Raw genomic sequence first — 25,499 nt, forward strand, 5'->3', positions numbered from 1 at the left:
AAGCATCGCCGGCATGCTGTCCCCTATGCTGTAGGGGCCGGCTTGCCGGCGATCCGCTGTCTACAACGATCTAACTTCTTGCGCGCAAGACACGAGGCACAGCATGCAAATCAAACTCGCCAACCCCCGTGGCTTCTGTGCCGGTGTGGACCGGGCGATCGAAATCGTCAATCGCGCCCTGGAAGTCTTCGGGCCGCCGATCTACGTCCGGCATGAAGTGGTGCACAACAAATTTGTCGTCGAAGACCTGCGCAATCGCGGAGCGATCTTCGTCGAAGAGCTGGACCAGGTGCCGGATGACGTCATCGTCATCTTCAGCGCCCACGGTGTGTCCCAGGCGGTGCGCAGCGAGGCCGCCGGTCGTGGCCTCAAGGTGTTCGACGCCACCTGCCCGCTGGTGACCAAGGTGCATATCGAAGTGGCGCGCTACAGCCGCGACGGTCGTGAATGCATCCTCATTGGCCATGCCGGCCACCCGGAAGTCGAAGGCACCATGGGCCAGTACGATGCCGGCAATGGCGGCGCCATCTACCTGGTGGAAGACGAGAAGGACGTGGCCGAGCTGCAGGTGCGCAACCCCGAGCGCCTGGCCTTCGTGACCCAGACCACCTTGTCCATGGACGACACCAGCCGGGTGATCGACGCCCTGCGTGCGCGTTTCCCGGCCATTGGCGGGCCACGCAAGGATGACATCTGCTATGCCACGCAAAACCGTCAGGATGCGGTCAAGCAGCTGGCCGACGAATGCGACGTAGTGCTGGTGGTGGGCAGCCCCAACAGCTCCAACTCCAACCGCCTGCGTGAGCTGGCCGAGCGCATGTCCACCCCGGCCTACTTGATCGACGGTGCCGAAGACCTGCAGCGCAGTTGGTTCGATGGCGTCGAGCGCATCGGCATCACCGCCGGCGCCTCGGCGCCGGAAGTGCTGGTGCGTGGCGTGATCCAGCAGTTGCAGGCTTGGGGGGCCACTGGTGCCGACGAGCTGGCAGGCCGTGAAGAGAACATCACCTTCTCCATGCCCAAGGAGCTGCGGGTTCGCTCCCTGATCTGATCAAGCACCCCCTGCGCACAAGGCCTGCTCGGCGCTTTCGCTGCGCAGGCTGACCCGCCCGCTGCGTGACAGTACCACCTGGTGACGGCTGTACTCCTGGCCAGCCTGGCAGACATGCAGCGTCCCGGCCTGGAATGCGCCACTGGGCAGGAGCGGGTTGCCCAGCGCACTGAAACGCACGAAATGTTGCACCGGGCGATTGCCCACAATCAGCACCCGGCCGCCGCTCTGGCGCTCGATCAGCTTCGGGTTGTGCGGGTCTTCCTGGCCCTTGCCGCTGATGTCCAGAATGATTCGCCAGCCCCGGCTCCAGTCGTTCTCCAGGCCGTGGATCAGCACGTTGTGCTGATGCAGGATCGCCGCCGCCCGGGCACTGCGCAGCCCGCTGGCGAGGGTCTGCGCCGCGTCCTGCTGGCGATTGGAGCGCAGCAGCTCACTCAGCGCGGCGCTGGAAAGCGGCAGCAACAGCGCCAGCAGGACCAGTGTGGTCAGCAGTTCAATCAGGCTGAAACCTTTCTCAAGCATGGAGCCTCCTTCCCTGGAACCGGTGGTTTCACGCAATCCGTGCGTGCTTATTGAGCCAATGGTTAGAGCGCCGGCCCGTGTGTAGGTCGGGCGCTTGCCTGTTATAGCCGATCGCAGGTCCAAGACCGCTGATGAAATTGCGTACAAAGGGTTTCACCCTGCTGGTACGGCTGGTCGGCCGCAAGCGGCAAGCTGGAGCCGCGAGCTGATGCTGTAGGCGAAACAGGCGCCGGCGAGCAATGTATTGCGGGTTGTTCCAGTTATCAGCCCAGGGGTGACTGTGACGCTAACCTCAGAAGTCGACAGCATCGATTTCAACCGCAGCGGGTGATCCGTGCCTGTCTCAATGGACCAGTGATAGCAGCGGAGAACTGCGGATGAACGAGCGGCCTGCACAGGACGGCATGACCCTGATCGAGGTCTTGGTGGCGCTGTTGATCCTCGCGGTTGGCCTGCTGGGCGCGGCGGCGGTGCAGGTCAAGGCCCTGCAGTACACCGACAGCTCGCGGATGAGCACCCAGGCCAGCTTTATCGCCTACGACATGCTTGATCGGATCCGCGCCAATGCGGCTGCCGACTACCCTGTGGCGACGGCGGGCAAGGGGCGCCTAGGCAGTGTGCGGGATCAGGATCTGCAGGATTTCGCCGCCAATATCGCCCACTTTGCCGGCCCCAGCGGCAAAGGCAGTATCAGCGTCAACCAGCATGTCTACACCGTCCGCATTACCTGGGACGACTCCCGCGCCGAAGGCCCAGAAGGCAGTCAGCGCAGCCTGGAGCTCAGCAGCCGGGTTGCTGCGGCCCCGGGAGGCTCGTCGTGAACCGGGCCGAGAGTGGCCTTGGCCTGGTGGAGATGATGTTGGCGCTGACCTTGAGCCTGGTGCTGGTACTGGGGGCGGCCCAGGTATTCATGGCGGCGAAGAGCACGTACCAGAGCCAGAACTCGGCGGCCTACCTGCAGGAAGATGCGCGGTTTGTCCTGAGCAAGCTGCTTCAGGAAATCCGCATGACGGGGATGTTCGGGTGCCTGCGCACGATCAGCGATGCCAGTACGGCAAGGGAGTTCTCGCACTATGCGGCGACGCCGATCCAGTGGGACAGTGGCGAGCAGAAACTGACCCTGATCACTGCCGATGTGGGAGCGGACGGCGGCGCGCCGACCTGGAGCCTGGTCAGCGACTGTCGGCGCAACGCCGTGGTCTATTCAGGAGCCTATCGAGCGACAGGCGCGGAGCAGGTATTCGTCTTGCGCCGGCTGTTCTACAGCTTGAAAGATCGCCAGTTGCTGTTGGGCAGTGGCCTGGGCAAGCAGCAGGCAGTGCTGCTGGACAACGTCGAAGCCTTCGAGGTGAGTTTCGGCATGGCCCGCTCGGCCACTGATACGGCTGTCTCCAGCTACAGTCGCAACCCGCTGGATCCGGCACGGATTCGCAGTGTGCGCTTGCGCCTGACCCTGGCCGACCCGCAGGACCGCGTGCGCCCGCAGAGCTATAGCGTGGTTGCTGCCTTGCGCAACAGGTTGCCCTGATGAGGCCCCGGCGTCGTTGTGCGCCCACCGGGGAGCGGGGCATGGCGTTGCTGGTCAGCCTGGTGTTCCTGCTATTGCTGAGCATGATCGGGCTTTCATCGCTGCAGAACGCCACCCTGCAGGAAAAAATGGCTGCCAGCCTGGCCCTGCACCACCGTGCGTTTCAGGCAGCGGAGGCTGCGTTGCGAGTGGGGGAAAGCGCGGTTCAGCGTGATGGCTTTCACCTGCCGCCCTGTGCCGGGCCCGTTCAATGTGCGCCACCCGCCGAATCGACGGTGGTCAATGCAGCGGGGCTGCATGGCGCCTCCGCGGTGCTGTGGATCGCCAGTGGCGATGGTTTCTACGGGGTGCAGAACCTGGGGCTGAGCACAGATGCGGTGAACGTGCCGAGCAACACCGCGGCCACCTTGTACCGGGTGACGGCCATCGGTCTGGACGGCCAATCGCGCAGCGTGCTGGAGAGCATCTATGCCAAGTATTGATCGAGGCTCGGGCTGGCGAGGGATTGCCCTGCAAGCCTTGGCGGCCATGCTGCTAGGCCTGTGGTGGATGCCTGCGGCCAAGGCGTTCAATCCAGGTTGCGCGCCATTTCCAGGTATCGCGGTGGTGGCGCCCGAGGCGAGCCTGGTGCTGGATGACGCCCAGGGCCTGATCAGCCCCCAGCCACTGCAGCCTGATGCTGCTTGTGCGAGGCGTGGCAGCGGGAAATTGCTCGAGCTGGAGGCGTTCAGCGGTAAGATGCTCGACGCTGCGGTGCTCGGCACCGACGGCAACAACGGTGACGGGGTTGCCGGCCAGGGCGCCGGCAAGATCATCAGTGACTCCAGCGGTGGCATCAACACCCGGGTGGAAAGGCCCGGCGGTGGTGGCCGGCGCATCCTGTGGCGACAAATCCAGTAAGCGAGATTCTTGACCATGCGCAGATTCAACCAAGGTTTTACCCTGATCGAAATCATGATCGTGATTGCGATCATCGGTCTGGTCCTTACCTTGAGCCTCCCCAGCATCACCGAATACCTGAAAAAACCGCACCGCAGTGAAATCGCGGTACTGCTCACCGAGCAGGCGCAGCAGCTCGAACGCCACTTTTCCAAGGCCGGGGTCTACAGCAACGCCCCAGGCCTGAGTGCCGGCAATGAGTACTACAGCATCACCGCGACCCTGACCGACACCGGCTTCTCGCTGACCGCTACCCCCAAGGCCGACGGGCTGATGGCCGCGGACAAATGCGGCAGCTTCAGCATTGACCAGACCGGCGCGACCCAGATCAGCGGCCAGGCCGAAGGGCTGACCGCCAAGGATTGCTGGGGACGCTGAACACCTGTTTCGGGCCGCGGCGCCCACTGTCTTTCTCATGATTGGATCGGACTATGGCTAAGCAACAGCAAGTGCTGGTGGTGGGCGGCGGGGTGATCGGCCTGCTCACCGCCTTCAATCTGGCGTCCCAGGGGCAGCAGGTGCGACTTCTGGAACGCTCGGACCTGGGGCGTGAATCGTCCTGGGCCGGCGGCGGGATCGTCTCGCCGCTGTACCCTTGGCGCTACAGCCCGGCGGTCACCGCCCTGGCTCATTGGTCGCAGGATTTTTATCCACAGTTGGCACAGCAACTGTTCAGCGCCACGGGCGTCGACCCGCAGGTGCATGTCACCGGGCTTTACTGGCTGGATCTGGAAGATCAGGCCCTGGCGCTGGAATGGGCCCAGCGTGAAGGTCGGCCGCTGAGTGCTGTGGATATCTCTGTGGTGCATGACGCGGTGCCGGTGCTGGGGGGCGGTTATCAACAGGCTATCTATATGGCCGATGTGGCCAATGTCCGCAATCCACGGCTGGTCAAGTCGCTCAAGGCGGCGTTGCAGGCCTTGCCTAATGTGCAGATCGATGAGCAGTGCGCGGTCAGTGATTTTATCCTCGATGGCCAGCGTGTCGTGGGAGTAAGCAGCTCCCAGGGTGAGATCCGCGCGGATCAGGTGGTGCTCTGTGCGGGGGCCTGGAGTGGCGAGTTGCTGGGCGGCCTGGGGCTGGAGTTGCCGGTGGAGCCGGTGAAAGGGCAGATGATTCTCTACAAGTGCGCCGCCGACTTCCTGTCCTGCATGGTCCTGGCCAAGGGGCGTTATGCAATTCCCCGGCGTGACGGCCACATTCTGGTCGGCAGTACCCTGGAGCACGAAGGGTTCGACAAGACCCCGACGGCTGAGGCCCTGGAAAGCCTCAAGGCTTCCGCCGTCGAGTTGATTCCCGCCCTGGCCGAGGCCGAGGTGGTCGGGCACTGGGCTGGCTTGCGCCCGGGCTCCCCGGAAGGCATCCCCTACATCGGACCGGTCCCGGGCTTTGCCGGCCTGTGGCTCAACTGTGGGCACTACCGCAATGGCCTGGTACTGGCGCCGGCATCCTGCCAACTGTTCTGCGACCTGCTGCTGGGCAACCCACCGATCATCGACCCGGCGCCATATGCCCCGGCAGGCCGGATCTAGTCCAGGCCGAGCTTCTTCATGCGGTAACGCATCGAACGAAATGACAGGCCCAGGCGCCGGGCCGCCGCTGTGCGGTTCCAGCGGGTTTCCTCCAGGGCTTGAAGCAGCAGCTGGCGCTCCACCTGTTGCAGGTGCAGCGTCAGGTCCAAGTGGGTGGCGGCCGGCAATGGCTGGGGTTCTAGGGGCGCGGCAGCGGGCAGGTGCAGGTCGGCCGCTGCTATCCATTGCCCCTCGCACAGGGTTTGCGCTCGCTCCAGCAGGTTTTCCAGCTCGCGTACGTTGCCGGGGAAGTCATAGCGCTCCAGGGCTTGCAGGGCTTCAGGGCGTAACTGGACGACAGGCTTGCCTGCGTCCCTGGCCAGGCGCAGCAGGATATGCGGTGCCAGTGCCTGGATGTCGCCACGGCGCTCGCGCAACGCAGGCACCCGCAACTCGATGACGTTCAGGCGGTAGTAGAGGTCCTGGCGAAAGCGTCCGGCCTCGACCTCGTTTTTCAGATCCTTGTGGGTGGCGCAGAGAATTCGCACGTCGACGGCTTTTTCCTGCGGGCTGCCAACTGCGCGAATGGACTTTTCCTGCAGGGCGCGCAGCAGCTTCACTTGCATGGCCAAGGGCAGGTCGGCGACCTCATCGAGAAACAGGGTGCCACCGTGCGCTGCCTGGAAGAGCCCGGGCTGGTCGGCCACGGCGCCGCTGAAACTGCCTTTGCAATGCCCGAAAAACTCACTTTCCATCAGCTCGGAAGGAATGGCCCCGCAGTTGACCGGAATGAATGCATGCCCGGCCCTGGGGCCAAGCTGGTGGATCAGGCGGGCGGCCCGTTCCTTGCCACTGCCGGATTCACCGCTGATGTAGACCGCCGCCAGGCTGTGGGCCAGCTTGTCGATGTTCCGGCGCAGGGTCTCCATGGCCGGTGAATCTCCCAGTAATTGAAGAGGTGTGTCGCTCGTTGCCGGGGGCGGTGTGCGTTGCAGGGTCGCGCCTACCCAGGCGCGCAGTTGTTTGAGGTCCAGAGGCTTGTGCAACAGGTTGCAAGCTCCGGCCTGCAAGGCGTTGGCGGTGGTTTGTTCGCAGGCAACGTTGCTCAGTAGCGCCACGGGAAGATCGGGATGCAACTGGCGGATATGCCGAAGCAGCTCCAGCCCGCTGCCGTCCGGAAGCTCCAGGCCGGTCAGGCACAGGTCGAAGCGGCTGCGGGCCAGGCGGGCGCGAGCTTCCTGTAGGGTGCGCGCGCTTTGGGTGTGCAGGCGCATCCGACCGAGAGCAATTTCCACAAGAGCGCGGGTTTCCGTGGCCTCATCGACCACCAGCACTGATTGCCGTGGGTTCATGGCGGCTGCAATGTTCATCCGTGAGTGAGACGCGTGGGACGGGCGTGAGTTTCAGTCTAGGTCCGACGGCGTGGGGCGCAGGGCTTTGGGAAGCGGCAGCCTATGGAAGCCCAGGCAGTATTTGCTCCAACGGAGCGCCGCAAGGCCCGTATCTGTGGGGGCGGGACGCTCTGGGCGAGAGCAGAACGGCAGGTGGGTGCAGGGGGGCGCTATTTTGTCGCCAATTGTTCGGCCGGGGCTGTCCCTGGCCTGTGGCCAATGTCGGGGCTGTGGAGGGCGACGAGCTGGTCAGGGCCTGGGCGGCCCGTGTCAGATGCTATCTTTCGTCCCGAAGTCCCTTGCCGCGGCTGCTCAACCGCATGGCCTGGGTATTAGCGGTCCTGGTTGCCCGGCCCTTGTTGCAGGTGCGCCTGGCTGCAATACCACTGTTGCGACTGGCTCAGGGCGCGGTCCTGGGGCAGGTGCACGCCGCAATGGGCGCAGCGCACCATGGGCGTCGTGGTGGGTTCGTTGGGGGAGCGAGGGGCAGCGGCAGGGCTCTTGAACTTGCGCCAGAACCATACCGCGGCAGCAATCAGAGCGATCCAGAACAGTAGACGAACCATGGCAACCAGCTTTGTGAGGAGTGATGCGGCAGTTTAGCCAAGCGCCGGTCGGGCGCACAGGCCCATCCATGTGCGGGCATGAAAAAGGGAGACTTGAAGTCTCCCTTGTCTGGCCTGCGGGCGGTGATCAGTCGAACACGCCGAAGGTCATGTAGCTGAACCAGGAACGGTCGCTATTGTTGTTGCCGGTGGCCTCGTGCTGCTCTTCCTCGACCGCATCGCCATTGGCGTCTTTAGGCTTGAGCTCGGACGGAATGGCATCCTTGGCGTCCTGGTACTGTTTCATCACGTCCTGGTTGGCGCGGGTTTCTCCCGGCGGCAGCGGTGGACGGGACTCGATCAGGCCCAGGGTGGCCTTGCTCAGCCACGAACGGTTGTCGGCTTCAGCCACGCGCGGCACAAACTGGCCGTCCACCAGGCTTGGGTGGTTCGGGTAGTTGAGCTTGAGGGTTTCCAGGCTGGTGGCCGCCAGTTCGTCCAGGTGCAGGCGCTGGTAGGCCTCGGTCATTACGGCCAGGCCGTCACCGACCGATGGGGTTTCCTGGAAGTTCTCCACGACGTAGCGGCCGCGGTTGGCGGCGGCGACATAGGCCTGGCGGGTCAGGTAGTAGTCGGCCACGTGGATTTCGTAGGCCGCCAGCAGGTTGCGCAGGTAGATCATGCGCTGCTTGGCGTCGGGGGCGTAGCGGCTGTTGGGGAAACGGCTGGTGAGCTGAGCGAACTCGTTGTAGGAGTCGCGGGCGGCGCCCGGGTCACGCTTGGTCATGTCCAGTGGCAGGAAGCGCGCCAGCAGGCCGACGTCCTGGTCGAAGGAGGTCAGGCCCTTGAGGTAGTAGGCGTAGTCCACGTTCGGGTGTTGGGGATGCAGGCGAATGAAGCGCTCGGCAGCGGACTTGGCGGCTTCCGGCTCGGCATTCTTATAGTTGGCGTAGATCAGCTCGAGCTGTGCCTGATCGGCGTAGCGACCAAAGGGATAGCGCGATTCCAGGGCCTTGAGCTTGGCAGTGGCGCTGGTATAGCTGTGGTTGTCCAGGTCGGTCTGCGCCTGCTGGTACAACTCGACTTCGCTCAGGTTTTCGTCAACGACTTCCTTCGATGAGCAAGCAGCGGTCAGTGCGAGGATGGCGATCAGCAGCAGGTGTTTCACTTGCATGGCGGCTTGCGTCCCTATGACGGCCGCTGTCTTGGGCGGGGCCGTCCTGTTATGATGAGCGCCCCGTTGAAAGCCTCGGGGCAAAAGACGCCGTATTTAACCACAAGCGCGCAGCCGAAACCAAAGGCTGTGCCGACGCCCAGTCCGAGCATGTCCGATAAAATTGAACTTCGCGCAGAGGTGCCGTCCGAACTGGGCGGTCAACGCCTCGATCAAGTCGCCGCCCAACTATTCGCTGAGCATTCGCGCTCGCGCCTTTCCGCCTGGATCAAAGAGGGCCGCCTGACTGTGGACGGAGCGGTCATCCGCCCGCGAGACATCGTGCACGGCGGTGCCATGCTCGAGCTGACCGCCGAGCAAGAGGCCCAGGGCGAATGGATTGCCCAGGACATCGAGCTGGACATCGTCTACGAAGACGACGACATCCTGGTGATCAACAAGCCCGCGGGCCTGGTGGTGCACCCGGCCGCCGGCCACGCTGATGGCACCTTGCTCAACGCCCTGCTGCATCACGTTCCGGACATTATCAATGTGCCGCGGGCCGGTATCGTCCACCGCCTGGACAAGGACACCACCGGTCTGATGGTGGTGGCCAAGACCATCCAGGCGCAGACCCAGTTGGTGGCTCAGTTGCAGAGCCGTAGCGTCAGCCGCATCTATGAATGCATCGTGATTGGCGTAGTGACCGCCGGGGGCAAGATCAACGCTCCGATCGGTCGTCACGGCCAGCAGCGCCAGCGCATGGCAGTGATGGAAGGCGGCAAGCAGGCCGTCAGCCACTATCGGGTACTGGAGCGCTTCCGTTCCCACACCCATGTCCGAGTCAAGCTGGAAACCGGCCGTACCCACCAGATCCGGGTGCACATGGCGCATATCAATTTCCCATTGGTGGGCGATCCGGCGTACGGCGGCCGCTTCCGCATTCCGCCGGCGGCGAGCCAGACCATGGTCGAGTCGCTGAAGCACTTCCCGCGTCAGGCCCTGCATGCACGCTTCCTGGAACTGGATCATCCGACCACCGGTATTCGCATGAGTTGGGAATCGCCATTGCCGGACGATTTCGTCTGGCTGCTGTCGCTGCTCAAGCAAGACCGTGAGGCGTTCATCGGATGAATGACTGGCTGATTCCCGACTGGCCTGCGCCGGCTGGAGTCAAAGCCTGCGTCACTACCCGTTCCGGCGGCGTCAGCCTGGCGCCCTTCGACAGCCTTAACCTGGGTGACCATGTCGATGATCAGCCGTCGGCGGTGGCGGAGAATCGCCGTCGCCTGACCGAACACTTCGGTATTGCCCCTGCCTGGCTGCAGCAGGTGCACGGGGTGGCGGTAGCCCATGCTGATCCGTCTATCGTTGCCACTGCGGATGCCAGTTGGTCCGCTACCCCGGGCATCGCCTGTGCGGTGATGACTGCCGACTGCCTGCCGGCGCTGTTCTGCAATCGTGCCGGAACCCGGGTCGCAGGGGCCCACGCCGGTTGGCGCGGGTTGGCGGCGGGCGTGCTGGAAGCCACCCTCGATTGCCTGGATACGCCGCCTGCCGAGGTTCTGGTATGGCTGGGGCCGGCCATTGGCCCGGAGCGCTTTGAAGTGGGGGCCGAAGTGCGTGAAGCGTTCGTTGGCCAACTGCCGGCAACCGAGCAGGCCTTCGTGCCGAGCGCCAATGCCGGGCGCTTCATGGCCGACATCTATCAACTGGCGCGCCTGCGCCTGGCCGCCCGGGGCGTGACGGCCGTCTATGGCGGCGGTTACTGCACCGTGAGCGATCCGCGCTTCTTCTCCTACCGGCGCAGCCCGCGCACGGGACGCTTTGCCTCCCTTATCTGGCTTGAGCGCTAGACTAATCTGACCTGCGTCAACCTGCTGGCGCTTGAATCTCCCAGAATCGACCGCATCTAGTGAAGCATCTGGCAGGTTTCTCTATTTAGGTGTGTCCATCGCTCCGGCCTGCTCAAAAGGAAGGTGACTAATGCGTATAGACCGATTAACCAGCAAATTGCAGCTGGCCTTATCCGATTCTCAATCTCTGGCGGTTGGCCTCGATCATCCGGCCATTGAACCGGCGCACCTGATGCAGGCGCTGCTGGAACAGCAGGGCGGTTCGATCAAGCCGCTGCTGATGCAGGTGGGCTTCGACGTCAACAGCCTGCGCAAGGAACTGAGCAAAGAGCTCGACCAGCTGCCGAAAATCCAGAACCCCACGGGCGACGTCAACATGTCCCAGGATCTGGCGCGCCTGCTCAACCAGGCCGACCGCCTGGCGCAGCAGAAAGGCGACCAGTTCATCTCCAGCGAGCTGGTGTTGCTCGCCGCCATGGATGAAAACAGCAAGCTCGGCAAGTTGTTGCTGGGCCAGGGCGTGAGCAAGAAGGCCCTGGAAAACGCCATCAACAACCTGCGCGGCGGCGAGGCGGTGAATGACGCCAACGTCGAGGAGTCGCGCCAGGCCCTGGACAAGTACACCGTGGACCTGACCAAGCGCGCCGAAGACGGCAAGCTCGACCCGGTGATTGGCCGTGACGACGAAATTCGCCGGACCATCCAGGTGCTGCAACGTCGCACCAAGAACAACCCGGTGCTGATCGGTGAGCCTGGCGTGGGTAAAACCGCCATCGCCGAAGGCCTGGCCCAGCGGATCATCAATGGCGAAGTGCCGGATGGCCTGAAAGGCAAGCGCCTGCTGTCCCTGGACATGGGGGCCTTGATCGCTGGCGCCAAATACCGTGGCGAGTTCGAAGAGCGGCTGAAGTCCCTGCTCAACGAGCTGTCGAAGCAGGAAGGGCAGATCATCCTGTTCATCGACGAGCTGCACACCATGGTTGGCGCCGGTAAAGGCGAAGGCTCGATGGACGCGGGCAACATGCTCAAGCCGGCCCTGGCCCGTGGCGAGCTGCATTGTGTGGGCGCTACCACGCTCAACGAGTACCGCCAATATATAGAGAAGGATGCAGCCCTTGAGCGGCGCTTCCAGAAAGTGCTGGTGGACGAGCCGAGCGAGGAAGACACCATTGCCATCCTGCGTGGCCTGAAAGAGCGCTACGAGGTGCACCACAAGGTGGCGATCACCGACGGCGCGATCATTGCCGCGGCCAAGCTCAGCCATCGTTACATCACCGATCGGCAACTGCCGGACAAGGCCATCGACCTGATCGACGAGGCCGCCAGCCGCATCCGCATGGAGATCGACTCCAAGCCGGAAGTGCTGGACCGTCTGGAGCGGCGCCTGATTCAGCTCAAGGTTGAATCCCAGGCCCTGAAGAAAGAAGACGACGAGGCTGCGATCAAGCGCCTGGAAAAACTCCAGGAAGAGATTGTCCGCCTGGAACGTGAGTACGCGGACCTGGAGGAAGTCTGGACCTCGGAGAAAGCCGAAGTGCAGGGTTCCGCGCAGATCCAGCAGAAGATCGAGCAGTCGCGCCAGGAGCTGGAGGCGGCGCGCCGCAAGGGCGACCTCAATCGCATGGCCGAGCTGCAGTACGGGGTGATCCCGGACCTGGAGCGCAGCCTGCAGATGGTCGACCAGCACGGCCACAGCGAGAACCAGTTGCTGCGCAGCAAGGTCACCGAGGAAGAAATTGCCGAAGTGGTGTCCAAGTGGACCGGCATTCCGGTGTCGAAAATGCTCGAAGGCGAGCGTGACAAGCTGTTGAAGATGGAAAGCCTGCTGCACGAGCGGGTGATTGGCCAGAACGAAGCCGTGGTGGCGGTGGCCAACGCTGTGCGCCGTTCCCGAGCCGGGTTGTCCGACCCGAACCGGCCCAGCGGTTCGTTCATGTTCCTCGGCCCGACCGGCGTGGGTAAGACCGAACTGTGCAAGGCCCTGGCGGAATTCCTCTTCGATACCGAGGAAGCCATGGTGCGGATCGACATGTCCGAGTTCATGGAGAAACATTCCGTGGCTCGCCTGATCGGTGCACCACCCGGCTATGTCGGTTATGAAGAGGGTGGCTACCTGACCGAAGCCGTGCGTCGCAAGCCGTACTCGGTGATCCTCCTGGACGAAGTCGAGAAGGCGCACCCGGATGTGTTCAACATCCTGCTGCAGGTTCTGGAAGATGGCCGCCTGACGGACAGCCACGGACGTACCGTGGATTTCCGCAACACGGTGATCGTCATGACCTCCAACCTGGGCTCGGCACAGATCCAGGAACTGGTAGGGGATCGCGAAGCACAACGTGCAGCGGTGATGGACGCGGTGTCGACCCACTTCCGGCCGGAGTTCATCAACCGGGTTGATGAGGTGGTGATCTTCGAGCCTCTGGCACGGGATCAGATCGCGGGCATTACGCAGATCCAGCTGGGTCGCCTGCGCAGCCGTCTGGCAGAGCGCGAGCTGAGCCTGGAGTTGAGCGACGAAGCCTTGGACAAGCTGATCGCCGTGGGTTACGACCCGGTGTATGGCGCGCGGCCGTTGAAGCGGGCGATTCAACGCTGGATCGAAAACCCATTGGCCCAGCTGATTCTGTCCGGTGGCTTCCTGCCGGGCGCTACAGTCACCGCCTCGGTGCAGGACGACGAAATCGTCTTCGCCTGATCACTCCGCGGTGGGTTTGTGGAAGAGGCCTCGCATTGCGAGGCCTTTTTTTCACTAGGGTGTTGAACTGTAAGGAAAAGGCTTGTAAAGTGCGCCCCGCAGTCAGTCACCCCCTGGTTTTTTCTGATGTAGAAGAAACCGACAATGAAGTCGCAAATCATTGTCTTAAAAGCAATTTAAGGGGTTGACAGGTAGTTTTAAGATTGTAAAATAGCGCGCCTCAGAGGCATGAACGTAGCGATACGGGAAAGCCAAAGAGGATGAAGTAAAAGTTGTAACTTGAAATATGTAGTTCCGTGATAGCTCAGTCGGTAGAGCAAATGACTGTTAATCATTGGGTCCCAGGTTCGAGTCCTGGTCACGGAGCCAATTTCAAACCGGGGTATAGCGCAGTCCGGTAGCGCGCCTGCTTTGGGAGCAGGATGTCAGGAGTTCGAATCCCCTTACCCCGACCATTTTTGGGTCGTTAGCTCAGTTGGTAGAGCAGTTGGCTTTTAACCAATTGGTCGTAGGTTCGAATCCCACACGACCCACCATTTTTGAGACCAGTTGGCTGGAATCGAATCTTAAGAACAGAAGCCAAAAGCGCTGTTCGAAGAAGGCGCCTTTAAAAGGTGCCTTTTTTTTACCGGGGTATAGCGCAGTCCGGTAGCGCGCCTGCTTTGGGAGCAGGATGTCAGGAGTTCGAATCCCCTTACCCCGACCATATTCACGAAAAAGGGCACCTCATCGAGGTGCCCTTTTTTGTTTGCCCGCAGAAAACCCGATGGCTGGACAGCGTTGGCAACAGGCACTGCCTGGCAGGCAGTGCCCATGATCATTACTCGGTGGGCGTCCTTCCCCAGATCTGCTGCTGCTCAAGCAGATGCCGCTCAAGGGTCTCCATGGCCTGTATCACTTGCGCCACGGACTCCGAGACCTGGGCCATCGACAGCTCCGGGCTCCGGCAGGCGTCCTCCAGTTGGCGGCAGCTTTCCACCAGCTGTTCGCCTTTTACCACCCGCGCCGCGCCTTTGATGCGATGGGCCAGTTCCGCGAGTTCTGCCGTGGCCTGTTTCTGCAGCAGGCTCTCCAGGGTCAACTGGTCCGTGTGATTGTTGCTGAGCAATTCATTGAGGATGTGTTGCAACATCGCAGGTTCGCTGCCCACCAGCGTTTGCAGGGATTCCAGGTCAAATACCCGCGGCGAGTGAGCGCAGGCTTCCTTGGGCGGTGGGGTGAGCTCCGGTATTTCGTCGTCGATCTCTTCAACGGATAACAGGCGCTCCTCCAGCTCATCCAGGCTGATGGGCTTGATCAGGCAATCATTCATCCCGGCCTGGATGCAGCGCTCCACCTCCTCAGGCTGGGCGTCGGCGGTCAGGCCGATGATCATGATCGGTTCGTTGGCCTGCTCACGCTCCTCCCGACGAATCGCCCGGGCCAGCTCGGCGCCGCTCATGATCGGCATGTGACAGTCGGTGATGATCAGGTCGAAGTCCTGAGCGCGCCAGAGGTGCAGCGCTTGCTCACCATTTTGCGCCTCGACCACGTCATGGCCGAGAAAGCCCAACTGCTGGCGCAGAACCTGAAGGTTCACCGAGTGATCATCCACCACCAGAATCTGCTGGCGGTACATGTGGCGTTTCTTGTCCAGGGGCGGGCGTTGATGGCTGAGCACTCGCTCCAGCACCTGCAGGCGCAGTTCGATATCGACACGAGTGCCGCGCCCGAGGGCGCTGTTCATCTCCACCCGCCCACCCATCATTTCGCACAGCGAACGGCAGATCACCAGGCCCAGGCCGGTGCCTTCGGTGTTCTGGACGTTGCGTTGCACCTGGGAGAACGGCTGGAACAGACGTTGCTGATCACTGGGGGAAATGCCGATTCCCGAGTCTTCGACACACAGCTTGACCTGCAACAGCGAGCTTTCCAGCAGATCGCCGCTGATGGTCACCTTGATAAAGCCGGCTTCGGTGAACTTGATGGCGTTGCTCACCAGGTTGGAGAGGATCTGCTTGAAGCGCATCCCGTCCACCAGGACGTCGCCGTTGATGCTGGAGTCGATCTCCAGGATCAGGCTCAGTTGCTTCTGCCTGGCCAGGCCTTCGAACACCCTGGCTACCGACTCCACCAGTTCGCGCAGGTTGGCGCGTTTGGGCGACAGGCTCAGGCGTCCGGATTCGATGCGGGCGATGTCGAGGATATCGCCGATCAGCTCCAGCAGGCTCTTTGCCGAGCCGTAGGCGATTTCGATGCTCGAACGCTCGATTCGATCGCTGTCGGCGCGTTTCAGCGCCAGTTCCAGAATGCCGATGATGGCGTTCATGGGGGTGCGTATTTCGTGGCTCATGGTTGCCAGGAACGTGGTCTTGGCGCGGCTGGCCTCGTCGGCAAGGTTCTTGGCTTCCTTGAGCTCCTGAACCACGTCGCGGTGCTTGGTGATGTCCAGCCAGCCGCAAATCACGCCCTTGGTCACGCCATTGGCGTCCTGGAAAGGCTGGATCCAGTGCTCGATCCAGGCGTCCTTGCCCTGCAACTGCACCGCATACGCGGCGCTGCTGCTCTGGCCTTCACTGATCGCCCTCAGGTAGTGCTGATGCAGGTCCGGCTCTGCCGCGAAGTGGGCTGCCGGCAATTGCTGCACGGTCTTGTTCAGGACCTGTTCGCAGCTCAGGCCGACACTTTGCAGGTAGCTGCGGTTGCAGGAGAGCATCTTGCCTTCCATATCCCTGATGTAGAGCGCCGGCGGCATGTTTTCGGTCAGCGTCTCGATAAAACGCAGTTGGTCGTTGAGGGTTTTCTCGGCCTTGACCCGGCGTTGCAGGTAGAACACCCGAGCCAGCGTCAGCAGAAGCAGCAGCGAGGCCCCAGAAACGATTTCCGCGATCACCAGCTCATAGTCGCGCCAGGTTTCACCGCTCATTTCGGGCTGCGAGCGCCAATGGTTGGTGAGCGCGTTCAGATCGTCCGGCGGCAGGCTGAGCAAGGCCTTGTCGAGGATCGATTGCAGCTCTGAATCCGCGCGGCGCATGGTGAATCGGGCGCTGGCCTGATTGCTGTGGATCAGCTCGGCGATCGCCAGTCGATTCTTGAACAGGCGAGCTATGTAGTAGCGCGAAGCGGGCAGTGACACCAGCGCCGCTTCGGCGCTCCCGGCATAGACCTTGTTCATGGCATCCAGCGAAGCGCCGGTCTCGATCACCTGCGCATTCGGATAGCGCTCGCGGACGAGCGCCAGGGCGACATGCCCGGCAGGAATCGCCAGCCGTTTACCGTTCAGGTCTCCTGGTGCCTGGGCCTTGCCTTCCTTGTCGGTCGCGGTGACCAGCACGAAAGGGCTGTTCATGAAGGGGCGGGTGAAGCGCAGGGTTTCCGAGCGTTGCGGGCTGGCGCTCATGATGGCCAGGTCCGCCTGGAATTGTTGCAGCGCCTCGATCTGCTGTGGGTAGCTACCGTTGCGGGCCACCACTTGGAAACGCAGGCCGGTGCGCTGGGTAATGGTGTCCAGCAGTTCGGCGACAATTCCGGAAAACGCGCCATTGGCGTCAAAGAATGCCGCGGGTGCCAGGTCATCGTTGATCAGCAGCTTTACGATGGGCTTGCGGGCGATCCACTGTGACTCTTCCGGCGTCAGTTGCACTTTGTCGTCCGAGGGAATGAAGCCGTTGCCCACCCAGCTTTGGCTCAAGGCATTGCGTTTGTCCTGGCCGATGGCGTTGATGCCCTGGTTGAGTATTCGCAACAGGCGCTGGTTGTCGGCCTTCAGGACATAGCCATAGCCGCCCCTGGAAAATTCGACGAAGCGCTCGAACTTGAGAAATCCATAGTAGGAGCGGTTGATCTGGTAGTAGGCGCTGAAGGCATCGTCCACATACAAGTCGGCATTGCCAAAGGCCGCGGCGGCTATGGCTTCGTTGTGGGTCGGATAGACCATCAAGCGTGCCAGGGGAAAGTAGGACTGCAGTTCAGCGCGGTGTTCTTCGGTCACGGAGACCCGCAGCCCGGCAAGGTTGGCCGGTGAGTGACGCGGCTCGTCCTGACGCTTGAACAGCGCCAGGCGGCTTTCGGCATAGGGCTGGGTGTATATGACGGAAGGGTCAGGCTGGGTGGGCTGGTAGTTGCTCAGCATGTCGATTTTGCCCGCCTGCAGCGCCTGGAGGGCATCAGCAGGGGTGTCAAAAGCGCTGAGTTTGATACGCATCCCAAGGACCTGGCCGATCAGCATGCTGATATCGGCGTTGATGCCCTCGTACTGGCTGTTGTCGTGGCTGATGTTGAACGGCGGTGATTCGGTGGCCACCACGCCCATGTGCAGTTCGGATTTGCGGCGCAGCCAGGCCCAGTCCTCGCTGGCCAGCGTGAGATCGTGATGATCGATATGGGCCGTGCTGTACAGGTTGCTGGATTGGTGTGAAGCCTGGACTGCTGTCAGTTGCGTGCAGGTGATCGCCAGGCAGAAAAGAAGACAGATAAGTCGTGGATGCATGATCACTTCAAGTAATAGGGGGCGAATTTGAGTCATTCATGAATGACCTGGCCAACAGACCCAGGCGGAGGCCGCCGGCTGCAGTGGCCGATCCTTGCCTGGCATGAGCAGGAGGGCGGTTCAGCGCATGCAATAGGCAATAAAGTGGCTTTCGGGCATGGGGCGGGCAAACAGAAAGCCCTGGGCGACCAGGCAACCAAGCGCCAGCAGACGCTCTTTCTGCTCAAGCGTCTCGACCCCTTCGATGATCAGTGACAGGCCCAGCGAGCGGGCCAGCGCCACGGTGGAGCTGATGATCGCGCTGCTTCGGGGTTGATGGCGCAGTTTGCGCACGAAGGTGCCATCCAGCTTGATCTGGCTGAATGGCAGTTCGCATAGGCGATCCAGCGAGGCATAACCGGCACCGAAATCATCCAGCGCCAGATCACAGCCCAGAGCTCGCAGGCGCACCATGTTTTCCAGGCTGCTGGCGGGGGCGTCGAGCAGGCTGTTTTCAGTGATCTCAAAGGTGATGCTGCTGTAGGGCACCTGAAACTGTGTGAGCAATGAGGTAATGGAGTCGGTCAGCGTCTCGCTGGCCAATTGCGCTGGATGCAGATTGAACGAGAAGCGCAGTGCGTGGCCTCGCTCCGCGAGCTTTTGCCGTAGCGCCAGGCCTTGGTCGAGCACCTGCCAGAACAAGCGGTCCAGCAGGTTGTAGTGCTCCATGATGGAGAGAAAGTGTGACGGCGGCAGCACCCCGAGCTGTGGGTGATTCCACCGGGCCAAGGCCTCGACCCCTTGCAGGGCTGCATCGTAGAGCGCCACCTTGGGTTGGTAGTAGGGTTCGAATTCGCCGTCGTCCAGGCCGCGAATCACATCGGCCAGGGTCGGAAGCTCCGACTGTTGCAAAGGGCTTGGGCGGTTGTGGCGTTGAGTCTGATAACGGGTCAACAAGGTGGTAAGGCGCTCCAGGCTGAAGGGTTTACCCAGGTTGCCGAGAAAGTTCAGGCCCAGGCGCTTGATCATCAGGGCGGTGGCATGCCGCAGGTTCGGGTCGATCTGGCTGCACAGGATGACGGAGCGCAGCTTGCCGCCTTGGCTGGCGTGGCGCAGGAACGTCAGGCCGTCCACGCCGGGCATTTTCAGGTCGCAGATGGCGATGTCCATGAAGGTGGCGCGTTCCAGCAGCGTAAGCGCTTCAGCGCCACTGCTGGCCTCATGCACCTGGCCCAGCATGACTTTCTTCAGGGCGGTGACGGTGACCAGGCGTTGCAGCGGTTCATCTTCCAGAACCAGTACGTTCAAGGGGTGCATTGCCGGCTCATGTCATTGTTTGTCGGCTATCTTGCGTAAGGTTCCTGGGGCAGGACCATGAGGCAAATCCCCTCGTTGCGTAGGAAACTTCCTAATGAAAAATCAGATTGCCTGAATCCTTCGGTCGGTATGAATAACCGCTTGTAACCTGGGCTAATAGCCGGGAGTCTGAATTTCGCAAGAGGTGATGGCGGGTCTAAGGCTGGCGCGTAGTTGCGAAATTTACCTGCCAGCAAGAGCAATCCCGTATATTTTCCAGGCCGTCATATGTGCCGATGGCCAAGCTTCTAAGGTGAAATGAGCAAATGCCCAGCGTATTGATAGTTGACGATCATCCGGTTGTGAGGCTCGCCGTTAAGGTCTTGCTGGAAAAGAACAACATGCAGGTGGTTGCTGAAACGGACAATGGGCTGGACGCACTGGAACTGGTTCGCGAACTTGTGCCGGATGTGGTGATTCTCGACATTGGCATTCCCAAACTGGATGGCCTCAAGGTTCTTTCACGGATCAAGGCGCTGGGGCTGCCGACGGAAGTACTGGTGCTGACCTCGCAGTCGGTGGAAAGCTTTTGCAAACGCTGCATCCAGCTCGGCGCACGGGGCTTTGTCAACAAAGAGGAAGACCTGAACAACCTGGTGGTGGCCTTGAATGCGGTATTGGCGGGCTACACCTTCTATCCGTCGCTGGTGCTGGACGTTTCTGCCCCGGTGGCGCAACAACAGTCCGAGGCCGAGCAGATCGCTTCGCTGACGGATCGCGAGATGATCGTGTTGCAGTACCTGGCCCAGGGGTATTCCAACAAGGCCATTGGTGAAAAGCTGTTTCTCAGTAACAAGACTGTCAGTACCTACAAGACTCGTTTACTGCACAAGCTCGGCCTCGGTTCGCAAGTTGGCCTGGCAGAGTTCGCCAAGCGCAATGCACTGATTCCCTGACTCGTTTCCTCTTCGAACTGCTCGCCAGCCTTGTACTCAAGCACTGACGAGTCACCTTTGTTTTGCTCTTTCTATTTCCTGATACCGCTACAGGTATCCGCCTCGGGCTGTTTCGCCTGAAATTTGCGGCAATCACACTTCGGTTTCCGTCATGCAATGTGGCGGATGAGGGGTGGGTTATTTGTGGGCCGCTCCACGCTTGGACATCGATAGAGAAAAGAGGTGCTTTTCAGCTCTTAAGGCATCGCGGGTAGTGCTTGGGAAATTTCTGAAATGAGTATCGCCCTTGTCTTATCTGCATGAGCGTCTAACGAAAATAGAATGGGCTCCAGCACTAGATGAGCAATAACTTGATGGCGATGTTTTTTGTAAGTTCCAACTGCAATCAAGAATCGTCGGTTAATTGCTTGAAGGGTGCGATTTAACCTCAAGGATTTCCATTAAGGACTCAAGAATGAAACTCAGCAAAATCACAGCAGCTGTTGCGGCAATAGTTCTCGGTGCCGCCTCGGCGGCAAGCATGGCGGCAGGCAGCAGCGCCAAGGGCGAGATTCGTTTTACCGGTGAAATCAACGAATCCCCATGCACCATCACCAGTGACACGCAGTTTCAAACCCTGGCCATGGACTCGATTTCCAGCAGCGTCCTGAAAAATGGCGGCAAGTCCGCCCTGAAGAAGTTCGTCATCAAGTTGCAGGGTTGTGACAACAGTGCGCTGAAGGCCGTGACCGCGACCTTTACCGGTGCCGAGTCCAGCAATGACGGCCTGCTCAAGCTTGGGGGCGTGGAAGGCGCGAGCCTGGCGATCGCCGACGACGGTGGCAGCCTGATCAAGCTGGGTGCAGCGTCTTCGGTGTTCAACCTCTCGGCAGGCGACAACAACCTGCGTTTCAGCGCTTACCTGCAGGGCGACACCGCGCTCGGTGGTGAAAGTGGCACGGAAGTGATTGCGGCTGACATCGTGGGCGGCACGTTCGATGCCACTGCCGGTTTTACCCTGGCTTACCAGTAACTCTCGGTATAGCTAGCAGGGGCGTCTCGGAGCATGTGCAGTGTGCATGCTCCGGGCGTGCCTCCCGGAGGTGTCATGAGACGCTCGACGGTTGTTTGGCCCAGGTCCTTGCTCTGGCTGGTGATTGCCGGGAGTGCGCTGCCGGTTCAGGCGCAGCCACCGCTGCAGAAAGGCCAGTTGCAGATGGTCGGGGAGATCTTCGATGCGGCCTGTGCCATTCAGGTCGAAAGCCAGTATCAGGCCATCAGCATGGCGCCGACACCGGTGCATGGGCTGGTCAGTGGTGACGCTGCGACCCGACAGGCACTTGATATACAGATCGTTAACTGCGGCTCGAGCAATACCTTGTCCCGGCGGTCGTTATTCAACTCGTTTACGGTGGTTTTCGAGGGCGACGGCAACGATGGGCATTTCGCCACCCAAGGTACCGCCCAAGGTATCGCCATACATATAAAGGATATTAACGGAAACTCGGTCATACCCGGAGTTCCAGTTAAAGGCAGCGAAGTTGCCGCCACAGACATGGCACTTAATTATTCGCTGACACTTATTGGTAGTGGTACTTCGCTGAGCGCTGGCGACTATCACGCCACAATCAGGCTCGGAATCAATCACTTCTGATGTGAGGTGTTCTGCAGCGATATTAATAGCCGGGGAAGTGAGTCGCGTGAGTCAACACAGAGTATGGGTTGCCACTACTTTGTGGTGTATTGCCGGCATGGCTGGCGCAGCCGAAGAGTATCAATTCAATATCGATGTTCTGGATGTCAAAGAACAACAGAGCCTGGATCTTAGTCTGTTCGCCAGAGCCAACTTTATTCTGCCCGGCCAATACAGCCTGGTGGTTCAGGTCAACCGTGATTCCTTGACCGAAAGACCGGTGCAATTCATCGCTCCGGACGATGACCCCAAGGGCAGCCTGGCGTGTATTTCCAGCGCGCTGGTGAGTGAACTGGGCTTGAAGGCGCAGGTGCTCAAGACCCTGGCCTGGTGGCACGGCGGAGCCTGCCTGGATACCACCAGCATTCCCGGGATGCAGGTGCGCGGTGATCTTGGGGCCGCGACGCTGCACCTGAGTATTCCCCAGGAATCCCTGGAATACACCGCGGCCAACTGGGACCCGCCATCGCGTTGGGAGGAGGGCGTTAATGGCGTCCTGCTCGATTACAACCTCAATGCCCAGACCAGCGATCAGTTGAGGAACAAGGGCAGCAGCAACCAGCTCAGTGGCAACGGCACCGCCGGTCTCAACCTGGGAGCCTGGCGCCTGCGCGCCGACTGGCAGGCGCAGATGCAACAGGCCTCCGGGCAACAGACGCATCGGCAATTCGACTGGAGCCGTTTCTACGCCTTGCGCGCTTTGCCTTCGTTGCGCGCCAACCTGGCCGTGGGCGAGGACTACCTGAACTCCACCTTGTTCGGCAGCTTCCGCTTTACCGGTGCGAGCCTTGCCACCAACGACAGCATGTTGCCGCCCAACCTGCGTGGTTATGCCCCGGAAATCACCGGAGTGGCGCGGACCAACGCCCGGGTGGTGGTGCGCCAGTTGGGGCGGGTGCTGTACGACACCCAGGTGCCCCCTGGCCCTTTCCGCATCCAGGACCTGAACGATGCGGTCAACGGCAAGCTGGATGTGCAGGTCGAGGAGCAGGACGGCAGCCACCAGGAGTTCCAGGTGGACACCGCGAGCATTCCGTACCTGACCCGGCCCGGCACCGTGCGCTATCGCCTGGCGGCGGGCAAACCGTCGGAGTGGGACCACAGCCTGGAAGGGCCCGCCTTTGGTAGCGGGGAATTTTCCTGGGGGGTCAGCAACGGCTGGTCGCTGTATGGCGGCAGCCTGGCCGCCAAGGACTATGGCTCGGTGGCCCTGGGGGTTGGCCGTGACCTGCTGGCCTTCGGTGCATTGTCGGTGGACGTGACGCAATCCCGGGCGCAGTTGCCCCAGGGTGACAGCCTGATGGGCAAGTCCTATCGCGCCAGTTATTCCAAGCGTTTCGAGGATTACGACAGCCAGGTGACGTTTGCCGGTTATCGCTTCTCGGAAGAGGACTTCATGAGCATGAACGAGTTCATCGATGCCCGGCGCAGCGGCAAGCCGATCAACCGGAGCAAGGAAATGTACACGGCCACCGTCAGCAAGAGCTTTCGCGACCAGAACATCAGCCTCTATCTCAACTACAGCCACCAGAATTACTGGAACAGTGCGCCGAGCGACCGCTACAGCCTGTCGCTGTCGCGCTACTTCAACCTGGGAAACGTCAAGAACGTCAGCCTGTCGTTGACCGCCTATCGCAACCAGGCCTACGGCGGCATCGATGAAGGGGCGTATCTGTCCGTCAGCCTGCCTTGGGGCGAGCGTGGTTCGGTCAGCTACAGCACGACCGCCAGCCGCAACGACAGCAGCCACAACCTGAGTTATTTCGAACGTCAGGATGAACGCAACAGCTACATGCTCAGCGCGGGCACAGCCAAGGCCGGCAATACCGCCAGTGGCTACCTGACCCATGACGGCAGCCAGGCCCAAGTGGTGGCCAGTGCCAGCTACCAGGCCGGCCAGTACCGCTCCGCGGGGTTGTCGGTGCAGGGCGGCGCGACCCTGACCCCCGAAGGCGGCGCCTTGCACCGCAGCAGCAACATGGGCGGCACCCGCTTGCTGGTGGACACCCAGGGCGTGCCCGGCGTGCCGGTGCGTGGCAGCGGTGTGCCGAGCCGTACCAATCGCTTCGGCAAGGCGGTGATTACCGACGTCAACAGTTACTACCGCAACCAGGCAAGCATTGACCTCGACCGCCTGGACGACGATGTCGAGGCCACCCAGTCGGTGGCGGAATTCACCCTGACCGAAGGGGCGATCGGCTACCGCAGTTTCGACGTGATCGCCGGGCACAAGGCCATGGTGCGAGTGCTTCTGGCCGATCAGCGGCACCCGCCTTTCGGCAGCACCGTGCGTAACAGCCGCGGCCAGGAGACCGGGATTCTCAGTGAGGACGGCCTGGTGTACCTGAGCGGCATGCAACCCGGAGCCACCATGACCCTGCATTGGGACGGCAAGGATCAATGCCGTTTCGTGCTGCCCGAAGCGCCCCCTGTCGAGGATGTCGAATCGCAGTTCCTCTGTCGGTCGTCCACCGACGTCCACCCTTAAGCCCCCCCCCTAGTCAACGGATAACCACGAGTGGCCCCCATGAAATCGCTTGATCAGAAACACCTCATCCTTGTCGCCTGGCTCGCCCTGGCTGCCGCGCCCTCGTTGCAGGCCGCCGTTTCGCTGGACCGCACGCGAGTGATCCTCAACGGCGACGATAAGTCGGTGAGCCTCAACATCAACAACCAGAACACCCAGCTGCCGTACCTGGCGCAGGCCTGGATCGAGAACGAGCAGGATCAGAAGATCACCAGCCCGCTGGTGGTGTTGCCGCCGATCCAGCGGCTCGAAGCCGGCTCCAGCAGCCAGGTGAAAATCCTCAAGCTGGCGCAGGTGAGCCAACTGCCCCAGGACCGCGAGACGCTGTTCTACTTCAACCTGCGGGAAGTGCCGCCGCGCAGCGACAAGCCCAACACCCTGCAGATTGCCCTGCAAACCCGGATCAAGCTGTTCTATCGCCCCGCGGCCATCGCCCGTGGCGCCAACCCGACGCAGGCGCCGTGGCAAGAGCAACTGACCCTGAGCCTGGCGGGGGACCGCTACACGGTGCACAACCCCACGCCTTACTACGTGACCCTGATCGATGCCAGCAGCAGTGCGGGCGGCAAGACCGTGGACGGTTTCCAGCCCTTCATGATCGAGCCCAAGGGCCAACTGCTACTGGACGTCAGCGCCAAGAGCCTCGGTGCCAAGCCGGTACTGACCTATGTGAATGACTACGGTGGCCGGCCTTTGCTGGAGTTCCAGTGCGCAGGCGGTCAGTGCAATGCCAAGTCCGTGAACAACCCGGGCTGATTGCAACCTTGGCGAAACATCAACAGGGCGAGGCGAATAGCATGAAGCGCAACCCACGGATTTGCAGCGGCGGGCACGGCCGGGTTCTTCCACTGCTGGCCCTGCTGGCGCTGTCCGGCACCGAATCGGCCAGGGCACAGGTGGCCAGTGACGATCGAACGGCGATCCTCCAGGTCTCCGGCGCATTGCTGGAGAGTGCCTGTCACCTGGATGTGGGCTCGGCCTATCAGGAAGTCTGGCTGGGCGAATTGAGTACTGCGCGGTTGTCGCGGCCCGGCGATCAGGGCGCCCCGGTGGCGGTCACCCTGAAGTTGCGCGATTGCGTGAGGACTCAGGGCGGCCGGCGTGAGGCGCAGGGCGCCACGCTGGTCTGGAGTGCGATCGAACCGGTGGCGAGCCTGCGCTTCAGCGCCGTGGCCGATCCCGACAGCCCGCAACTGGTCAAGGTCCAGGGGGCTGGCGGCTTTGGCTTGCGCCTAAGCGATGCGCTGCGGCGACCGCTGGCCCTGGGGCGCTCCGGGCACACCTGGTTCGTCTCGCCCGGCAGCAATCAACTGACGTACTACATCATTCCCGAGCGCACGCCGGCGCCCCTGTCGCCAGGGCATTTTCGCGCCAACCTGAACCTGCGCATGAGCTACGACTGAGGTG

The 25,499-nt window shown here is 61.7% G+C and carries 22 protein-coding genes and 4 tRNA genes; 20 read left to right on the forward strand and 6 right to left on the reverse strand.

The window, feature by feature from the left end:
• Positions 1-103: 103 nt before the first annotated feature.
• Positions 104-1,051, forward strand: a complete 948-nt coding sequence (ispH, locus tag LXM55_RS22915; protein WP_233322449.1) for a 4-hydroxy-3-methylbut-2-enyl diphosphate reductase — start codon at positions 104-106, stop codon at positions 1,049-1,051.
• Here ispH and LXM55_RS22920 read toward each other — a convergent pair whose 3' ends face one another.
• Positions 1,052-1,576, reverse strand: a complete 525-nt coding sequence (locus LXM55_RS22920) for a GspH/FimT family protein (RefSeq protein ID WP_233322450.1) — start codon at positions 1,574-1,576, stop codon at positions 1,052-1,054. It abuts the gene before it with no gap.
• A 377-nt stretch (positions 1,577-1,953) separates the two neighbouring features.
• On the opposite strand from LXM55_RS22920, the gene pilV reads away from it, so the two are divergent.
• Genes pilV through thiO form a run of 6 tightly spaced genes read left to right on the forward strand, consistent with a single transcriptional unit; the run spans position 1,954 to position 5,575 of the window.
• A complete protein-coding gene (pilV, locus tag LXM55_RS22925; protein ID WP_233322451.1) occupies positions 1,954-2,397 on the forward strand; it encodes a type IV pilus modification protein PilV in 444 nt (147 codons plus the stop codon).
• Positions 2,394-3,104 (forward strand): PilW family protein, encoded by a 711-nt coding sequence (locus LXM55_RS22930; protein ID WP_233322452.1) that lies wholly within the window; start codon positions 2,394-2,396, stop codon positions 3,102-3,104. Before pilV ends, LXM55_RS22930 begins: the two co-directional genes overlap by 4 nt.
• A gap of 41 nt (positions 3,105-3,145) precedes the next feature.
• A complete protein-coding gene (locus tag LXM55_RS22935) occupies positions 3,146-3,586 on the forward strand; it encodes a pilus assembly PilX family protein (RefSeq protein ID WP_233322453.1) in 441 nt (146 codons plus the stop codon).
• Entirely contained in the window at positions 3,573-4,004 is a 432-nt protein-coding gene (locus LXM55_RS32785) for a hypothetical protein (protein WP_442799782.1), read from the forward strand. The genes LXM55_RS22935 and LXM55_RS32785 overlap by 14 nt, the downstream gene beginning before the upstream one ends.
• A 15-nt stretch (positions 4,005-4,019) precedes the next feature.
• Positions 4,020-4,421 carry a type IV pilin protein gene (locus tag LXM55_RS22945; protein WP_233322454.1) on the forward strand — a complete coding sequence of 134 codons (402 nt, stop codon included), beginning with the start codon at positions 4,020-4,022 and terminating at the stop codon, positions 4,419-4,421.
• A 53-nt stretch (positions 4,422-4,474) separates the two neighbouring features.
• Positions 4,475-5,575, forward strand: coding sequence for a glycine oxidase ThiO (gene thiO / locus LXM55_RS22950; protein ID WP_233322455.1), 1,101 nt, complete (start codon positions 4,475-4,477; stop codon positions 5,573-5,575).
• Here thiO and LXM55_RS22955 read toward each other — a convergent pair.
• The 3 genes from LXM55_RS22955 to LXM55_RS22965 form a co-directional block, all read right to left on the reverse strand.
• Entirely contained in the window at positions 5,572-6,906 is a 1,335-nt protein-coding gene (locus tag LXM55_RS22955) for a sigma-54-dependent transcriptional regulator (RefSeq protein ID WP_233322523.1), read from the reverse strand. The genes thiO and LXM55_RS22955 overlap by 4 nt on opposite strands.
• Positions 6,907-7,277: 371 nt before the next feature.
• The gene (locus LXM55_RS22960; RefSeq protein ID WP_233322456.1) at positions 7,278-7,511 is read right to left on the reverse strand and encodes a PP0621 family protein; all 234 of its coding nucleotides are present in this window, start codon (positions 7,509-7,511) and stop codon (positions 7,278-7,280) included.
• Between the two features lie 127 nt (positions 7,512-7,638).
• A complete protein-coding gene (locus LXM55_RS22965; RefSeq protein ID WP_233322457.1) occupies positions 7,639-8,664 on the reverse strand; it encodes an outer membrane protein assembly factor BamD in 1,026 nt (341 codons plus the stop codon).
• Between the two features lie 150 nt (positions 8,665-8,814).
• Here LXM55_RS22965 and rluD point away from each other — a divergent pair, with 150 nt between their 5' ends.
• The 7 genes from rluD (at position 8,815) to LXM55_RS23000 (ending at position 13,900) form a co-directional block, all read left to right on the forward strand.
• The gene (gene rluD, locus LXM55_RS22970; RefSeq protein ID WP_233322458.1) at positions 8,815-9,777 is read left to right on the forward strand and encodes a 23S rRNA pseudouridine(1911/1915/1917) synthase RluD; all 963 of its coding nucleotides are present in this window, start codon (positions 8,815-8,817) and stop codon (positions 9,775-9,777) included.
• Positions 9,774-10,499 carry a peptidoglycan editing factor PgeF gene (pgeF, locus tag LXM55_RS22975; RefSeq protein WP_233322459.1) on the forward strand — a complete coding sequence of 242 codons (726 nt, stop codon included), beginning with the start codon at positions 9,774-9,776 and terminating at the stop codon, positions 10,497-10,499. Before rluD ends, pgeF begins: the two co-directional genes overlap by 4 nt.
• Positions 10,500-10,629: 130 nt before the next feature.
• Positions 10,630-13,194, forward strand: coding sequence for an ATP-dependent chaperone ClpB (gene clpB / locus LXM55_RS22980; RefSeq protein WP_011063533.1), 2,565 nt, complete (start codon positions 10,630-10,632; stop codon positions 13,192-13,194).
• A gap of 293 nt (positions 13,195-13,487) precedes the next feature.
• A tRNA-Asn gene (locus tag LXM55_RS22985) sits at positions 13,488-13,563 on the forward strand.
• A 9-nt stretch (positions 13,564-13,572) separates the two neighbouring features.
• Positions 13,573-13,649: transfer RNA gene (locus tag LXM55_RS22990), tRNA-Pro, on the forward strand.
• A gap of 5 nt (positions 13,650-13,654) precedes the next feature.
• Positions 13,655-13,730 (forward strand) — tRNA-Lys (locus LXM55_RS22995).
• Between the two features lie 93 nt (positions 13,731-13,823).
• Positions 13,824-13,900 (forward strand) — tRNA-Pro (locus LXM55_RS23000).
• Between the two features lie 114 nt (positions 13,901-14,014).
• Here the strand turns inward: LXM55_RS23000 and LXM55_RS23005 are convergent.
• Complete coding sequence (locus LXM55_RS23005; protein WP_233322460.1) at positions 14,015-17,662, reverse strand: transporter substrate-binding domain-containing protein; 3,648 nt, start codon at positions 17,660-17,662, stop codon at positions 14,015-14,017.
• Positions 17,663-17,782: 120 nt separating this feature from the next.
• Positions 17,783-18,958 (reverse strand): EAL domain-containing response regulator, encoded by a 1,176-nt coding sequence (locus LXM55_RS23010; RefSeq protein ID WP_233322461.1) that lies wholly within the window; start codon positions 18,956-18,958, stop codon positions 17,783-17,785.
• Positions 18,959-19,263: 305 nt separating this feature from the next.
• Here LXM55_RS23010 and LXM55_RS23015 point away from each other — a divergent pair, with 305 nt between their 5' ends.
• The 6 genes from LXM55_RS23015 (at position 19,264) to LXM55_RS23040 (ending at position 25,495) form a co-directional block, all read left to right on the forward strand.
• Positions 19,264-19,893, forward strand: coding sequence for a response regulator transcription factor (locus LXM55_RS23015; RefSeq protein ID WP_233322462.1), 630 nt, complete (start codon positions 19,264-19,266; stop codon positions 19,891-19,893).
• 454 nt (positions 19,894-20,347) lie between these two features.
• Positions 20,348-20,905, forward strand: a complete 558-nt coding sequence (locus tag LXM55_RS23020) for a fimbrial protein (protein ID WP_233322463.1) — start codon at positions 20,348-20,350, stop codon at positions 20,903-20,905.
• Positions 20,906-20,980: 75 nt separating this feature from the next.
• Positions 20,981-21,526, forward strand: coding sequence for a fimbrial protein (locus LXM55_RS23025; RefSeq protein ID WP_233322464.1), 546 nt, complete (start codon positions 20,981-20,983; stop codon positions 21,524-21,526).
• A 46-nt stretch (positions 21,527-21,572) separates the two neighbouring features.
• Positions 21,573-24,053 carry an outer membrane usher protein gene (locus tag LXM55_RS23030; RefSeq protein WP_325169911.1) on the forward strand — a complete coding sequence of 827 codons (2,481 nt, stop codon included), beginning with the start codon at positions 21,573-21,575 and terminating at the stop codon, positions 24,051-24,053.
• 39 nt (positions 24,054-24,092) lie between these two features.
• Complete coding sequence (locus tag LXM55_RS23035) at positions 24,093-24,848, forward strand: fimbria/pilus periplasmic chaperone (protein ID WP_233322466.1); 756 nt, start codon at positions 24,093-24,095, stop codon at positions 24,846-24,848.
• 41 nt (positions 24,849-24,889) lie between these two features.
• Complete coding sequence (locus LXM55_RS23040) at positions 24,890-25,495, forward strand: fimbrial protein (RefSeq protein ID WP_233322467.1); 606 nt, start codon at positions 24,890-24,892, stop codon at positions 25,493-25,495.
• Positions 25,496-25,499: the final 4 nt, after the last annotated feature.

This window comes from Pseudomonas sp. Au-Pse12, assembly GCF_021341665.1.
Lineage (GTDB): Bacteria > Pseudomonadota > Gammaproteobacteria > Pseudomonadales > Pseudomonadaceae > Aquipseudomonas.